This is a genomic window from Vibrio sp. YQ_11 (genome assembly GCF_043103065.1).
In the GTDB taxonomy this organism is placed as follows: Bacteria; Pseudomonadota; Gammaproteobacteria; order Enterobacterales; family Vibrionaceae; genus Vibrio; species Vibrio parahaemolyticus.
In genome coordinates, this window is record NZ_JBICJM010000031.1 from 26631 (window position 1) to 41258 (window position 14628).

The 14628-nt window shown below is 47.9% G+C and carries 13 protein-coding genes; 6 read left to right on the top strand and 7 right to left on the bottom strand.

The window, feature by feature from the left end; all coding sequences use genetic code 11:
- Positions 1–4: 4 nt before the first annotated feature.
- The 4 genes from ilvM to ilvA are packed head-to-tail and all read left to right on the top strand — an operon-like array spanning position 5 to position 4646.
- Complete coding sequence (gene ilvM, locus ACF8EG_RS12450) at positions 5–289, top strand: acetolactate synthase 2 small subunit (protein WP_005378958.1); 285 nt, start codon at positions 5–7, stop codon at positions 287–289.
- 12 nt (positions 290–301) lie between these two features.
- Positions 302–1240 carry a branched-chain-amino-acid transaminase gene (gene ilvE / locus ACF8EG_RS12455; protein WP_021483937.1) on the top strand — a complete coding sequence of 313 codons (939 nt, stop codon included), beginning with the start codon at positions 302–304 and terminating at the stop codon, positions 1238–1240.
- A gap of 14 nt (positions 1241–1254) precedes the next feature.
- On the top strand, positions 1255–3096 hold the full coding sequence (ilvD, locus tag ACF8EG_RS12460; protein ID WP_025505609.1) for a dihydroxy-acid dehydratase: 1842 nt from the start codon (positions 1255–1257) through the stop codon (positions 3094–3096).
- A gap of 2 nt (positions 3097–3098) precedes the next feature.
- The gene (gene ilvA, locus ACF8EG_RS12465; RefSeq protein WP_021447910.1) at positions 3099–4646 is read left to right on the top strand and encodes a threonine ammonia-lyase, biosynthetic; all 1548 of its coding nucleotides are present in this window, start codon (positions 3099–3101) and stop codon (positions 4644–4646) included.
- Positions 4647–4748: 102 nt separating this feature from the next.
- Here ilvA and punR read toward each other — a convergent pair whose 3' ends face one another.
- Complete coding sequence (gene punR, locus ACF8EG_RS12470) at positions 4749–5651, bottom strand: DNA-binding transcriptional activator PunR (protein ID WP_005465352.1); 903 nt, start codon at positions 5649–5651, stop codon at positions 4749–4751.
- 154 nt (positions 5652–5805) lie between these two features.
- Here punR and punC point away from each other — a divergent pair, with 154 nt between their 5' ends.
- Positions 5806–7011, top strand: coding sequence for a purine nucleoside transporter PunC (punC, locus tag ACF8EG_RS12475; RefSeq protein ID WP_023584688.1), 1206 nt, complete (start codon positions 5806–5808; stop codon positions 7009–7011).
- Positions 7012–7068: 57 nt separating this feature from the next.
- Here the strand turns inward: punC and ACF8EG_RS12480 are convergent, their stop codons facing one another.
- Positions 7069–7845 carry a transporter substrate-binding domain-containing protein gene (locus tag ACF8EG_RS12480; RefSeq protein WP_069499917.1) on the bottom strand — a complete coding sequence of 259 codons (777 nt, stop codon included), beginning with the start codon at positions 7843–7845 and terminating at the stop codon, positions 7069–7071.
- 148 nt (positions 7846–7993) lie between these two features.
- Between ACF8EG_RS12480 and ACF8EG_RS12485 the strand changes: the two genes are divergently transcribed.
- Entirely contained in the window at positions 7994–8701 is a 708-nt protein-coding gene (locus ACF8EG_RS12485) for an amino acid ABC transporter permease (protein WP_217907849.1), read from the top strand.
- Positions 8702–8776: 75 nt separating this feature from the next.
- Here the strand turns inward: ACF8EG_RS12485 and glmU are convergent, their stop codons facing one another.
- The 5 genes from glmU to atpA form a co-directional block, all read right to left on the bottom strand.
- Positions 8777–10138, bottom strand: a complete 1362-nt coding sequence (gene glmU / locus ACF8EG_RS12490) for a bifunctional UDP-N-acetylglucosamine diphosphorylase/glucosamine-1-phosphate N-acetyltransferase GlmU (protein WP_005497454.1) — start codon at positions 10136–10138, stop codon at positions 8777–8779.
- 150 nt (positions 10139–10288) lie between these two features.
- The gene (locus tag ACF8EG_RS12495; RefSeq protein ID WP_005456027.1) at positions 10289–10711 is read right to left on the bottom strand and encodes a F0F1 ATP synthase subunit epsilon; all 423 of its coding nucleotides are present in this window, start codon (positions 10709–10711) and stop codon (positions 10289–10291) included.
- 18 nt (positions 10712–10729) lie between these two features.
- Positions 10730–12133 carry a F0F1 ATP synthase subunit beta gene (gene atpD, locus ACF8EG_RS12500; protein ID WP_005481178.1) on the bottom strand — a complete coding sequence of 468 codons (1404 nt, stop codon included), beginning with the start codon at positions 12131–12133 and terminating at the stop codon, positions 10730–10732.
- Positions 12134–12168: 35 nt separating this feature from the next.
- Positions 12169–13035, bottom strand: a complete 867-nt coding sequence (gene atpG / locus ACF8EG_RS12505; RefSeq protein ID WP_005457304.1) for a F0F1 ATP synthase subunit gamma — start codon at positions 13033–13035, stop codon at positions 12169–12171.
- 44 nt (positions 13036–13079) lie between these two features.
- Complete coding sequence (atpA, locus tag ACF8EG_RS12510; RefSeq protein ID WP_020839874.1) at positions 13080–14621, bottom strand: F0F1 ATP synthase subunit alpha; 1542 nt, start codon at positions 14619–14621, stop codon at positions 13080–13082.
- Between the last annotated feature and the right edge of the window lie 7 nt (positions 14622–14628).

The window sequence follows — 14628 nt, forward strand, 5'->3', positions numbered from 1 at the left end:
TCACATGGACAGATATTTACTCGACATCAAAGCCGACGACAAACCGGTACTGTTAGAGCGCGTTCTACGTGTGATTCGTCACCGAGGCTTTGTGATCAAACAGGTGGCCGCTACTCAAAACCACGAAAGTAAAGTAGCCAGCGTAGAGATCATCGTCGACAGCGATCGACCAATCTCGTTTTTGATCAATCAAATTGAGAAGTTGTGGGACGTTCGTAAAGTTGAGGTGCTGAAAATCCGCAACGATGAACTGCCAAATCACAACTTACAACAACACGTAAGTGCATAAGGAAGGCAACAAATGGCAACGAAAACTGCAGATTTCATTTGGTTTAATGGTGAGATGGTTCCATGGGCAGAGGCGAACGTGCACGTTCTCACTCACGCCATGCATTACGGAACCTCGGTATTTGAAGGGGTACGCTGCTACAACACACCAAAAGGCCCAATTGTCTTCCGTCACCGTGAGCATGCACAGCGTTTAAAAGATTCCGCCAAAATTTACCGCTTCCCTATTCCATACTCTGTTGAAGAAATCATGGAAGCAACGCGTGAAACTCTGCGTCAAAACAAACTCGACAGCGCTTACATTCGTCCATTGGGATTTGTGGGCAATGTCGGTTTAGGTGTGTGTCCTCCAGTAGGCACCGAAATGGAGCTGATCATCGCGGCGTTCCCATGGGGCTCGTACCTTGGTGAAGAAGCACTAGAAAAAGGCGTGGATGCGATGATTTCAAGCTGGAATCGCGCGGCACCTAACACCATCCCTACCGCTGCAAAAGCGGGTGGTAACTACCTTTCTTCACTACTCGTTGGTGGTGAAGCACGTCGTCATGGTTACGACGAAGGTATCGCACTGAGTGTTGACGGTTACTTGTCAGAAGGCGCGGGCGAGAACATCTTTGTCATCAAAAATCGCGTGATCACCACACCACCAGCAACCAGCGCTATCCTACCGGGCATCACTCGTGACTCGATCATGACCATTGCTCGCGATAAAGGTTACGAAGTCCGTGAAGCTAACATTGCCCGCGAAGCGCTATACCTTGCGGATGAAGTATTCATGACCGGTACCGCAGCAGAAGTTGTGCCTGTGGCAACCATCGACAAAATTGAAGTGGGCAGCGGTAAACGCGGTCCGATTACCAAAGAATTGCAAGAAGCCTACTTTGGCCTATTTAACGGCACCACGGAAGATAAGTGGGGCTGGTTAGACTATGTGTACCCAGAGCAGCAGTAAGAAGGATTTAAGAAATGCCAAAATATAGATCAGCAACCACCACACATGGTCGTAACATGGCGGGAGCTCGTGCGCTCTGGCGTGCAACCGGTGTAAAAGACGAAGATTTCGGTAAGCCAATCATCGCCGTGGTGAACTCATTCACTCAGTTCGTACCAGGCCACGTACACCTTAAAGATTTGGGCCAACTTGTTGCTCAAGAGATTGAAGCGGCAGGCGGCATCGCAAAAGAATTCAATACCATCGCCGTCGATGATGGCATCGCAATGGGTCACGGCGGCATGCTTTATTCGCTGCCATCACGTGAATTGATTGCCGACTCAGTAGAATACATGGTTAATGCGCACTGTGCAGATGCGATGGTGTGTATCTCTAACTGTGACAAAATCACTCCAGGGATGCTGATGGCGTCAATGCGTCTCAACATTCCAGTTATCTTCGTATCTGGCGGCCCAATGGAAGCGGGCAAAACCAAGCTTTCAGATCAGATCATCAAGCTAGACCTTGTCGATGCCATGATCCAAGGTGCCGATCCAAAAGTGTCTGACGAACAAAGCGAACAGATCGAACGCAGTGCATGCCCAACGTGTGGATCGTGTTCAGGCATGTTCACCGCAAACTCAATGAACTGTCTGACAGAAGCTCTGGGTCTGTCTCAGCCAGGCAACGGCTCGCTGTTGGCAACGCATGCCGATCGTAAAGAGCTGTTTATCAGTGCAGGTAAACGCATCGTTGAACTCACCAAACGCTACTACGAGCAAGATGACGAAACGGCTCTACCACGCAATATCGCGACCAAAGCCGCATTTGAAAACGCGATGGCACTCGACATCGCAATGGGTGGCTCGACCAATACGGTGTTACACCTTTTAGCTGCGGCGCAAGAAGGTGAAGTCGATTTTGATATGACGGACATCGATCGCATGTCTCGCCAAGTACCACACCTTTGTAAAGTGGCTCCTTCAACGCAGAAATACCACATGGAAGATGTACACCGTGCGGGTGGCGTTGTCGGTATCCTTGGTGAACTGAACCGTGCAGGTCTGCTGCACAATCAGTCTAAGACCGTACTAGGTCTGACTTGGGAAGAGCAGCTAGCCAAATACGACATCATGCTGACCGATTCAGAAGAAGTGAAATCATTCTACCGTGCAGGCCCTGCGGGTATCCGCACCACACAAGCATTCTCGCAAGATTGTCGCTGGGATACCCTCGATGATGACCGCGCGGAAGGCTGTATCCGCACCAAAGAAAACGCGTTTAGCCAAGATGGCGGCCTTGCCGTTCTGAAAGGCAACATCGCGCTGGATGGCTGTATTGTGAAGACTGCTGGTGTGGACGAAAGCATCCTGAAATTTACTGGCCCTGCAGTAGTGTTTGAAAGCCAGGAAGATGCGGTAGACGGCATCCTTGGTGGCAAAGTGAAAGCGGGCGATGTAGTTGTGATTCGCTACGAAGGTCCAAAAGGTGGCCCGGGCATGCAAGAAATGCTCTACCCAACCACTTATCTAAAATCGATGGGCTTAGGTAAAGAGTGTGCGTTATTAACTGACGGCCGCTTCTCTGGTGGTACCTCTGGTCTGTCTATCGGCCATGCTTCTCCAGAAGCCGCCAATGGCGGTGCGATCGGCTTGGTTCAAGATGGCGATTTGATTGCGATTGATATTCCAAATCGCAGCATCTCTCTTGAGATCTCTGAACAGGAACTTGCAGAGCGCCGCGTAAAACAAGACGAACTTGGTTGGAAACCAGCAAATCGTCAACGTGAAGTTTCTTTCGCCCTAAAAGCGTACGCCAGCATGGCAACCAGTGCTGACAAAGGTGCAGTACGAGATAAATCGAAGCTAGAGGGCTAGCCATGATGGAATCTCAACCCGAAAAAAAAGTGAATCAATCTGGCGCTGACTATCTGCGCCAAATCCTTCGCGCACCTGTTTATGAAGTCGCAACAGTAACGCCGCTGCAAGAAATGCCTCGTTTATCTGCACGTATCGGGAATAACGTGCAGATCAAGCGTGAAGACCGCCAACCCGTACACTCGTTCAAACTGCGCGGTGCCTACAACATGGTGGCAAGCCTAACTGAAGCACAGAAAGCCGCAGGCGTGATTGCAGCATCAGCTGGTAACCACGCTCAAGGCATGGCACTGTCTGGCACCAAGCTAGGTATCAAAACCACGATTGTTATGCCAAAGACAACGCCAGACATCAAAGTCGATGCGGTACGCAGTTTCGGTGGCAATGTGGTGCTGCACGGCAGCAACTTTGATGAAGCAAAAGCCGAAGCCGAACGCTTGTCAGAACAACACGGTTATACGTTCGTGCCTCCTTTCGACCACCCATTGGTGATCGCAGGCCAAGGCACCATCGGCATGGAAATGCTGCAGCAAAATGGTCATCTCGACTACATCTTCGTGCCGGTTGGAGGCGGTGGCTTGGCGGCTGGTGTAGCGGTTCTGGTCAAGCAACTGATGCCAGAAATCAAAGTCATCGCCGTCGAACCTGAAGACTCGTCTTGTCTGAAAGCGGCGCTTGATGCTGGTGAGCCAGTGGTACTCGACCAAGTCAGCATGTTTGCTGATGGTGTCGCGGTAAAACGCATCGGTGAAGAAACGTTCCGCTTGTGTCAGAAATACATTGATGGTCATGTGGCGGTTTCAAGCGATGAAATCTGCGCTGCCGTAAAAGACATTTTTGAGGATACTCGCGCGATTGCTGAACCATCCGGGGCGCTTGCGCTTGCTGGCTTGAAGAAGTTTGTTGAGCAAAACCAACTGGAAAACAAGAACCTTGCCACGGTGCTGTCTGGCGCGAATACCAACTTTCATGGTCTACGCTATGTTTCGGAGCGCTGTGAATTAGGTGAGAAACGTGAAGGTCTATTGGCCGTGACAATTCCAGAACGCCAAGGCGCTTTCTTTGAATTCTGTAATCTGATTGGCGGCCGCGCTGTCACCGAGTTTAACTACCGTTATAACGATGATGAACTGGCGAATATCTTTGTTGGTGTACGCCTGCAAGGCGGTCAGGAAGAGCTGGATAACATCATTCGCGATCTACGCGAAGGTGGCTACCCAGTCGTGGATTTGTCCGACGATGAAATGGCCAAACTGCACATTCGTTACATGATCGGTGGCAAGCCCTCGAAACAACTGAAAGAGCGTCTCTATAGCTTTGAATTTCCTGAGTATCCAGGCGCACTATTGAAGTTCTTAAGCACACTTGGCACCCATTGGAACATCAGCCTATTCAACTACCGCAACCACGGCGCTGACTACGGACGCGTTCTGTGTGGTTTCGAGTTAGATGAAAGCGATTTAGCCCAATTTTCAGCGCATTTACGAGAACTTGGCTACCAATGTAAGGATGAAACCGATAATCCATCCTACAAGTTTTTCTTGTCTTAATTCGCCTTATCAACACCTCGCTACGGCGAGGTGTTTTGTTTCCAATTCACGGTTTAATTCGTCAAGTAGTGAGCTAATACTGAGATCGGACGTTTCTTTTGACTAACACTGCAACCAATCTTGATGCAACTGATTCGGTGATCCCAAATAATCCACCATCCATTGGATCAACTTATGATCGTCATCTTTACGCCATACCAAACAGCATCGGCTCAATGGCTTGTCATCTTGCAGCAGTTTCTCCACCAGCACACCTTCATGAATAAGTGGCATCGCAATATGACGCGGCATATACCCGACTCCAACGCCATTTTTTAAACATTCAATCGCACTGTACCAATTCGGCAATAATAAACGACGCTGCTTAGCATAGTGACCTGTGTGTCGTTTTGGCAGTACGTTCGATGTGTCATCCAGACAAATCGCGGGGAACTGGCTAACAAACTCTTCGGTGAGAACCTGCTGACGTACGCAAGGATGAGCAGGCGACATGACAAACGCCCAATCCAACACACCCATGTCTTTCACTTCGAAATCCCCGCCGACTGGAACTGCTGAAGTGGCTCCGACTACGATGTCTGCACGACCTTGAGCGATCGCCTCCCAAGAGCCGTTAAAGACTTCCATGTTGATCTGCAGTTCCGCAAATTCAAACTCACGATAGAAATCTTCCACTAACGGTTTTAGCTTTTCGAGCTTTACTACGTTATCCAGCGTCAGTTTCAACGTTGTTTTCCAGCCGTGCGCAGCGCGACGAGTTTGTGCTTTCACCTCTTCCATCTGACGCAGTAACGAGCGAGCTTCAGCCATGAATAGCTCACCCGCTGGTGTTAATTCAACTTTCCTTGGTAAGCGGCGAAATAGAACGACGTCCAAATCCTGCTCTACCTGTCGCACGCCATAGCTGATCGCCGAAGGAACTTTGTGAAGCACTTCAGCAGCGGCCGTGAAACTGCCTAACCGAGCAACCGTATCGAGCATTTCCAATGATGCTTTGGAGAACATGATTTCTGACCTTTCAAAAAATTTGATTGATAACCAACAATTTTAGCGTTTTATTTTCTCAAAATCGAAAAATAGAATAATAAGGTAAATAAATCAGGGTTGGCGCCAACTGATATTGATTAAAAAATGATTAAATAATTTGATTGGTTGAATCATGAAAATATCAAAACTACAGCTCGTTTATCTTGCAGCTTTATCCATGCTTGGCTTTGTTGCCACTGACATGTACTTACCTGCGTTCAAAGCGATGGAAATCGACTTTGCTACAGGTCCCGAACAAATCGCACTTTCTCTGACCGTATTTCTTGTAGGTATGGCTTTTGGTCAGTTGATGTGGGGATTGGCATCGGATAAATTTGGTCACCGCAATACGCTGGCCGCAGGTCTGGTACTCTTTACCATTGCCTCATTCGGCTTAGCATTCTGCGATGAAGTTTGGCAGCTACTGACACTGCGCTTTGTGCAAGCAATCGGCGTGTGTGCTCCTGCGGTTATCTGGCAAGCGATGGTAATCAAGCGTTACTCCAGCAGTAGCCAGCAAATTTTTGCCACCATCATGCCGTTGGTGGCACTATCACCAGCACTTGCACCTCAACTGGGTGTGGTTTTAGCGGATAGCTTTGGTTGGCACAGTATTTTTATCGCATTAACGCTTGTTGGCGTGGTGCTGGTTGCTGCCACCATGGCACAAAAGAACGAACAAGCCGAAATCAAACAAACCAGCATGTCTGCGGATATTAAAGCGTTACTAGGTTCAAAAACTTACCTAGGTAACGTGTTTATGTTCGCAACCGCTTCGGCAGCGTTCTTTGCTTACCTTACTGGTATGCCAGAAATCATGGCGCAACTAGGCTATGAAGCCAAAGACATCGGTTTGAGCTTCATCCCTCAAACCATTGCGTTTATGGCTGGTGGCTATTTAGGTAAAGTCGGCGTACGTAAGTTTGGTGATGAGAAAGTATTACGCCAGTTAATCGGCCTGTTCAGCGTTGCTGCATTGCTGATTTTCGTCGCTTCACAGTGGGAGCTCACGTCAATCTGGCCAATTCTTGCGCCATTCTGTTTGATTGCCGTTGCAAATGGTGCGCTTTACCCAATCGTCGTAAACCGTGCCCTAGCTAGTGCACACCAAAGCCCAGCGACAGCAGCAGGTCTACAGAACAGTCTGCAAATCTGTGTGAGCAGCTTATCGAGCGCATTAGTTGCCGCGATGGCAAGCCAAGCTCAAGTGGTTACGGGCGTGGCAATCGTCATTTGTATGGGTGGCTTGTGGATGGGTTACATTCTGTCGAATCGTGAACTCTCTAAGCATTTCACTACACCTGACAACGCTCGCGTCGTCAGCGAAGATGAACTTTAAGTCTGTACTTCAGTCCATCCGATCATAATAAGAGCCGCGTAAAGCGGCTCTTTTCATTTATAAACTTTTCAGTCCCCACTTCTGAGCAGTCTGCTTAAAGAAGCCTTGTGTTTTTTTTAACTCCACCCAGTGATTGATGTAGTTAATCCAGACTTGGTCGTCTTGTGGTAACAACATGGCGATTGGAGTCGGTCTGCGAGGTGCTTTCACAGGCACAATCGCCAACTGTTTGAACTTGTCCACCAGCGTCGCCGCTTCCACATTGGAAGTCACAGACACATCCGCTCTGCGAGCCAACAGCTCTTGGAAGTCTCGCGCGGGGGCTTCAATCACAATATGCTGCGCCGATGGGAAGAACTCTTTCACCATTTTTTCTTGTACCGTACCTAACGTCGCAGCCACTTTCACATCGGTTTTATTAAAATCCGCCCAATCAGAGAATTTGGCGAGGTCTTTTTTCTGTACCACTGGCACAAACGCCAAGTAGAAATAGGGTTGGCTATAACCGGCTACTTTCGCACGCGACATGTTTAAAGACGCACTGCCAGTGATGTCGTACTTGTTGGCCGTAATGCCATTAACCAGCGTTTTCCAATCGGTGGCAACGTACTCCACTTTGACACCCAAATCTTTAGCAAGCTCGGTTGTGACATCAATATCAAAACCACGATAACTGTTCGTGGCTGGATCTTTCATTGTCATTGGATTCCAGTCCCCAGTCGTCCCTACTCTCAACACGCCTTTATCCAGAATTTCTTGAAGACGGCTCTGAGCATGAACAACTTGAGTGACCATAAGCAGACATATTCCTAGCGCAAACAAAATCTTTTTCATTTTTATTCCCTTAAAAATAATGACCTTATACGGTTTAATTATTAACCTTTATTACAACCCCATTGATAACATAGCAGTAACAATGGAAGTTTTTTAGTTAATTCAGGGAGTAAATGTGACCTTTCGAACTCTATGGCTGATTTCGCTGATGTTGTTAACGGGTTGCTCAGATTACCAATGGGGCTGGTATGTACTCGACCCGTCAACGGAACAAGGGATAACCAACCTAAAGTTTTTAGTCGCGGGGTTTAATGACACCATTCAAGTGTCACTCTTGAGTATGTGTTTTGCCATGACACTTGGTCTGCTGATTGCGTTGCCTGCACTTTCTCGCTCACCAACGCTCAAATGGATGAATCGCATCTACGTTGAGGTGATCCGCTCAATCCCAGTATTGGTGTTGCTCTTATGGGTTTACTACGGCATGCCAACGCTGCTCGATGTCTCTCTCAATCATTTTTGGGCGGGGGTAATTGCACTGACTATCGCTGAAAGTGCGTTTATGGCAGAAGTATTTCGCGGTGGGATTCAAGCGATCAACCGAGGTCAGCATGAAGCGGCAGAATCACTTGGTTTGAATTATTGGCAGAAGATGCGCTTGGTGATTCTTCCGCAAGCATTTCGACAAATTTTACCGCCGTTAGGGAATCAGTTTGTCTACATCCTCAAAATGAGTTCTCTGGTGAGCGTAATCGGTTTAAGTGACTTAACGAGACGTGCCAACGAGTTGGTGGTGAATGAGTACTTACCGTTAGAAATTTATACCTTCTTGGTTCTGGAGTACTTGTTGCTCATTCTATTCGTTTCTCAAGCAGTACGTTGGTTAGAAAAGCGTATCGCGATTCCCAGTTACTGATACTTGCACTAAAAACGACAAAGCCGCTCTCACTGGAGCGGCTTTGAGAATTTAGCTTTTAAGCTCAGGTAACGCTTACTTTTGCTTAACTGGACGTTGCCAACCAGTGATCTTACGCTCTTTAACGCGAGTGATCACTAACTCACCCTCTTCCACGTCTTTAGTCAATGTGGTACCAGCACCGATAGTGGCACCATCAGCAATAGTGACAGGTGCGACCAGCTGGCTATCAGAGCCAACAAACACGTCGTTACCAATGATGGTCTTGAACTTATTTGCGCCATCGTAGTTACACGTAATCGTGCCCGCACCGATATTAGTGCGTTGGCCGATTTCCGCATCACCAAGGTAAGTCAGGTGGTTTGCTTTAGAGCCTTCACCAATGCGCGCGTTTTTCACTTCCACGAAGTTACCGACGTGCGCGTCGTTACGTAGCTCAGCACCAGGACGCAGACGAGTGAATGGACCGACGGTGCATTCTTCACCAACGGTTGCGCCTTCAATCACACTGTAAGGACGAACGATAGTGTTATCGTCGATTTCACAGTCTTTCAGCACACAACCAGTGCCGATAATGACGTTATCACCCAGCGATACGTTACCTTCGATGATCACATTGGCATCGATTTCACAATCCATACCGCACTGAAGCTCACCGCGTAAGTCAAAACGCGCAGGGTCACGTAGCATCACACCTTGTTCAAGTAGTTTTTGTGCTTGCATAGATTGGAACGCACGCTCTAGACGAGCAAGTTGAGCGCGATCATTAACACCTTCTACTTCAATGGCATTCACTGGGTGAACCGCTTCAACGGCACGCCCTTCGTCGTGCGCAGCAGCAATAACGTCTGTTAGGTAATACTCACCTTGAGCATTGTTGTTGTTTAAGCCTGACAACCAACGCTTCAGATCTCCACCAGTCGCAACCATTACGCCAGTGTTGATCTCTTTAATTTGCTTTTGTTCTTCGCTTGCGTCTTTTTGCTCAACGATAGCAACCACTGGACCATTTTTACGAATGATACGTCCGTAACCGGTCGGGTTATCGAGCATTACAGTAAGTAACGCGATGCCACCTGTTGGTTGTGCATCAAGCAGGTTTTCAATGGTTTCAGGAGAAATCAGTGGAACATCACCATAAAGAACTAGGATCTTTTCATCGTCTTCGAAACGTGGAGAAGCCTGATCCACCGCGTGGCCAGTACCAAGCTGATCCGCTTGAAGTACCCAGTTGACAGTCTCATCGGCAAGTGTGGTTTGCATTTGATCACCACCGTGACCAAAGACTAGGTGAATGTTTTGTGCGCCAAGGCCAGTACAAGTATCGATAACATGTTTAACCATTGGCTTCCCTGCCAAAGTGTGTAGCACTTTAGGCATATTTGAGTGCATACGGGTACCTTTACCCGCTGCAAGAATCACAGCACTGAATTTCATTGATAACCTATTGACGTTTTCTATTAATTGGCCGTTATTTTAAACAGCTCTTTTTGAATAGTTAATGGAATTAAGTAAATTTCCAACTAAAAATAATCAAAAAGGCGACCACTTTGGCCGCCTTTTGTCATGCAACGTTGCTAATTGAGCTTAGCGACGCTTTTTGGTCAGCTCGATAACTCGAAGCTGAGCAATGGCTTTAGCCAGTTCGCTGGCCGCTTGTGCGAAGTCCATGTCACCATGCTGATTCTGGATTTTCTCCTCAGCGCGGCGCTTGGCTTCTTCTGCCTTCGCTGCGTCTAGATCTTCACCACGAATCGCTGTATCAGCCAGTACTGTAGCAGTACCAGGCTGAACTTCGACCATACCACCAGAGACATAAATGAACTCTTCGTGGCCGTGCTGTTTCACAATACGCACCATACCAGGCTTAATAGCGGACAGCAGCGGAGTGTGGCCGTGGAAAATACCCAGCTCACCTTCGCTACCGGTCACCTGAAACGTTTCTACGCGACCAGAGAAAATACGTTTCTCAGCGCTCACTACGTCTAGGTGAAAGGTTATTGGTGCCATATCGCCTCCTAGTTAGCCTTATAGCTTCTTCGCATTCTCGATAGCATCGTCAATCGTACCGCAGTACATGAACGCTTGCTCTGGAATGTCATCGTACTCACCAGCTAGTAGACCTTTGAAGCCACGTAGAGTCTCTTTAAGAGGTACGTAAACACCAGGGTCGCCTGTAAATACTTCTGCTACGTGGTAAGGCTGAGTTAGGAAACGCTCAATCTTACGTGCACGAGATACAACTTGCTTATCTGATTCAGATAGCTCGTCCATACCTAGAATCGCAATGATGTCTTTCAGCTCTTTGTAGCGCTGAAGTGTCTGCTGAACGCCACGAGCGATGTCGTAGTGATCTTGACCAACAACTAGTGGGTCTAGCTGACGAGACGTTGAATCTAGTGGGTCGATCGCTGGGTATAGGCCCATTGCTGCGATGTTACGGTTAAGTACAACCGTTGCATCCAAGTGCGCGAACGTTGTTGCTGGAGACGGGTCAGTCAAGTCATCCGCAGGTACGTATACCGCCTGTACAGACGTGATAGAACCTTGCTTAGTTGACGTGATACGCTCCTGTAGTACACCCATCTCTTCTGCAAGAGTTGGCTGGTAACCTACCGCTGAAGGCATACGACCTAGAAGTGCTGATACCTCAGTACCTGCAAGTGTGTAACGGTAGATGTTATCAACGAACAGTAGTACGTCACGACCTTCGTCGCGGAAACGCTCTGCCATTGTTAGACCAGTCAGAGCAACACGTAGACGGTTGCCCGGTGGCTCGTTCATCTGTCCGTAAACCATCGCTACTTTAGATTCTTCAGGATTCTCAACGTTTACAACGCCCGCTTCCTGCATCTCGAAGTAGAAATCGTTACCTTCACGAGTACGTTCACCAACACCAGCAAATACTGATAGACCTGAGTGTTGAAGTGCGATGTTGTTGATAAGTTCCATCATGTTAACGGTCTTACCTACACCTGCACCACCGAATAGACCGATTTTACCACCCTTAGCGAATGGACAAACCAAGTCGATTACTTTAACACCAGTTTCTAGAAGTGCTGTTTCGTTTGATTGCTCTTCGTAGCTTGGTGCTTCACGGTGGATAGAGTAAACCTCTTCTGCACCGATCTCACCACGCTCATCAATCGCGTCACCTAGGACGTTCATGATACGACCTAGAGTTTTAGTACCTACTGGTACTGAAATTGGAGCGCCAGTGTTAACCACTTCAACTCCACGACGTAAACCATCAGAGCTACCCATTACGATACAACGAACTACGCCACCGCCTAGCTGTTGTTGAACTTCAAGAACTAGACGTTCTTTTGAGTCCGTTACGTTTAGAGCGTCATATACACTAGGTACTTCGCTCTGTGGGAACTCTACGTCGACTACCGCACCGATGATCTGTACGATCTTACCTGTAGCCATCGTTAATCCTCTAAACTATTTCGTTTTACCTAAGCTTAAACCGCAGATGCACCACCAACGATTTCCGACAGTTCTTGTGTGATCGCAGCCTGACGGGCTTTGTTGTACACAAGTTCCAGATCTTCAATCAAGTTGGTTGCGTTATCCGTTGCAGCCTTCATCGCAATCATTCGAGCCGCTTGCTCACAAGCAAGGTTCTCAACCACACCTTGGTATACCTGAGACTCTACGTAGCGCACTAATAGCGTATCTAGTAGAGGCTTTGGCTCAGGCTCATAGATGTAGTCCCATGAGTGCTCACGCTGCATCTCTTTGCTGTCCGATTTAGGCAAAGGTAGCAATTGATCGATCGTTGGTTGCTGAACCATAGTGTTCACAAACTTGTTGAACACTACGTATAGACGGTCCAGTTCACCTTCATCGTATTTCTTAAGCATTACGCCAACAGAACCGATTAGGTCTTCTAGGCTAGGGCTGTCGCCAAGGCCAGAAACCTGTGCCGCAACTTTTGCGCCACCATGTTTAAAGAAAGCTGTTGCTTTCGAGCCAATCACTGCCAGCTCAATTTCAGCGCCTTTCTCTTTCCATGTTTGGATGTCTGTAACGGCTTTTTTGAACACGTTGATGTTCAAACCACCACACAGACCACGGTCTGTCGAAACGATGATGTAACCAACACGTTTCGCTTCACGCTCTTCTAGGTACGGATGACGGTACTCTAGATTTGCGTTTGCCACGTGACCGATCACTTTACGCATTGTTTCAGCGTATGGACGAGAAGCTTCCATTGCATCTTGAGAGCGACGCATTTTTGAAGCTGCTACCATTTCCATCGCTTTCGTAATTTTCTGCGTGCTTTTAACACTACCGATTTTATTACGTATCTCTTTTGCGCCGGCCATCGTTACTCTCCGTTAGTTGGTGGCAGAAACTGCCACCGACCTAATTACCAAGTTTGGGTTGCTTTGAAGTCGTCAGTCAGTTTCTTCAACTGAGCTTCGATTTCATCGTTGTAAGCACCAGACTTGTCGATCTCAGCTGCTAGTTCAGCGTATTGACCGCGAGCGTACGATAGTAGAGCCGCCTCGAAATCTAGAACTTTGTTCAGTTCTACATCATCAAGGTAACCGCGCTCTGCCGCGAAGATAACTAGTGCTTGGTCAAATACAGACATTGGAGCGTACTGCTTCTGCTTCATTAGTTCTGTAACTTTTTGACCATGGTCTAGCTGTTTCTTCGTTGCTTCATCAAGGTCAGAAGAGAACTGAGCAAATGCTGCTAGTTCGCGGTATGCAGCTAGTGCTGTACGAATACCACCTGATAGTTTCTTGATGATTTTTGTCTGAGCTGAACCACCTACACGAGATACTGAGATACCTGGGTCAACCGCTGGACGTACACCTGCGTTGAATAGCTCAGTTTGTAGGAAGATCTGACCATCGGTAATCGAGATTACGTTAGTCGGTACGAATGCTGAAACGTCACCTGCTTGAGTTTCGATGATAGGAAGAGCAGTCAAAGAACCAGTCTTACCTTTCACTTCACCGTTAGTGAAACGCTCTACGTACTCTTCGTTTACACGAGCTGCACGCTCTAGTAGACGTGAGTGTAAGTAGAACACGTCACCTGGGAATGCCTCACGGCCTGGTGGACGTTTTAGTAGTAGAGAGATCTGACGGTAAGCTACCGCTTGTTTAGATAGATCATCGTAAACAATCAGTGCGTCTTCGCCGCGATCGCGGAAGTATTCACCCATCGCACAACCTGCATATGGCGCTAGGTATTGTAGCGCTGCAGATTCAGAAGCAGATGCAACAACAACGATAGTGTTTGCTAGCGCGCCGTGCTCTTCTAGTTTGCGAACTACGTTAGCGATAGTCGATGCTTTCTGACCGATTGCTACGTAGATTGAGAAAATACCAGAGTTTTTCTGGTTGATGATCGCATCGATCGCCATCGCTGTTTTACCAGTCTGACGGTCACCGATTACAAGCTCACGCTGACCACGACCGATTGGGATCATTGAGTCAACTGATTTGTAGCCAGTTTGTACAGGTTGGTCTACCGATTTACGGTCGATTACACCTGGTGCGATCACTTCTACAGGTGAAGTCAATTTCGCTTCGATTGGACCTTTACCATCGATAGGCTCACCCAGCGTGTTTACTACGCGGCCTAGTAGTTCTGGACCAACTGGCACTTCAAGAATGCGGCCAGTACCTGTAACTTTCATGCCTTCCTTAAGGTCAGCATATGGGCCCATTACTACCGCACCAACCGAGTCACGCTCAAGGTTAAGTGCCAGTGCATAACGGCCACCCGGTAATTCAATCATTTCACCTTGCATCACGTCCGCTAGGCCGTGGATGCGGATGATACCATCGCTTACCGATACGATAGTACCCTCGTTGCGAGCTTCACTAACAACATCGAAAGATTCGATACGCTGTTTGATCAGATCGCTAATTTCCGTGGAATTAAGTTGCATGCTCCAA

What these genes read in the sequence shown, in the direction of transcription:
- ilvD (WP_025505609.1), top strand. Translation starts at nt 1,255, where the DNA reads ATGCCAAAATATAGATCAGCAACCACCACACATGGTCGTAACATGGCG.
- punC (WP_023584688.1), top strand. Translation starts at nt 5,806, where the DNA reads ATGAAAATATCAAAACTACAGCTCGTTTATCTTGCAGCTTTATCCATG.
- glmU (WP_005497454.1), bottom strand. Translation starts at nt 10,138, where the DNA reads ATGAAATTCAGTGCTGTGATTCTTGCAGCGGGTAAAGGTACCCGTATG.
- ACF8EG_RS12480 (WP_069499917.1), bottom strand. Translation starts at nt 7,845, where the DNA reads ATGAAAAAGATTTTGTTTGCGCTAGGAATATGTCTGCTTATGGTCACT.
- atpD (WP_005481178.1), bottom strand. Translation starts at nt 12,133, where the DNA reads ATGGCTACAGGTAAGATCGTACAGATCATCGGTGCGGTAGTCGACGTA.
- ilvM (WP_005378958.1), top strand. Translation starts at nt 5, where the DNA reads ATGGACAGATATTTACTCGACATCAAAGCCGACGACAAACCGGTACTG.
- atpG (WP_005457304.1), bottom strand. Translation starts at nt 13,035, where the DNA reads ATGGCCGGCGCAAAAGAGATACGTAATAAAATCGGTAGTGTTAAAAGC.
- punR (WP_005465352.1), bottom strand. Translation starts at nt 5,651, where the DNA reads ATGTTCTCCAAAGCATCATTGGAAATGCTCGATACGGTTGCTCGGTTA.
- ilvE (WP_021483937.1), top strand. Translation starts at nt 302, where the DNA reads ATGGCAACGAAAACTGCAGATTTCATTTGGTTTAATGGTGAGATGGTT.
- ACF8EG_RS12485 (WP_217907849.1), top strand. Translation starts at nt 7,994, where the DNA reads ATGTTGTTAACGGGTTGCTCAGATTACCAATGGGGCTGGTATGTACTC.
- ilvA (WP_021447910.1), top strand. Translation starts at nt 3,099, where the DNA reads ATGATGGAATCTCAACCCGAAAAAAAAGTGAATCAATCTGGCGCTGAC.
- ACF8EG_RS12495 (WP_005456027.1), bottom strand. Translation starts at nt 10,711, where the DNA reads ATGGCACCAATAACCTTTCACCTAGACGTAGTGAGCGCTGAGAAACGT.
- atpA (WP_020839874.1), bottom strand. Translation starts at nt 14,621, where the DNA reads ATGCAACTTAATTCCACGGAAATTAGCGATCTGATCAAACAGCGTATC.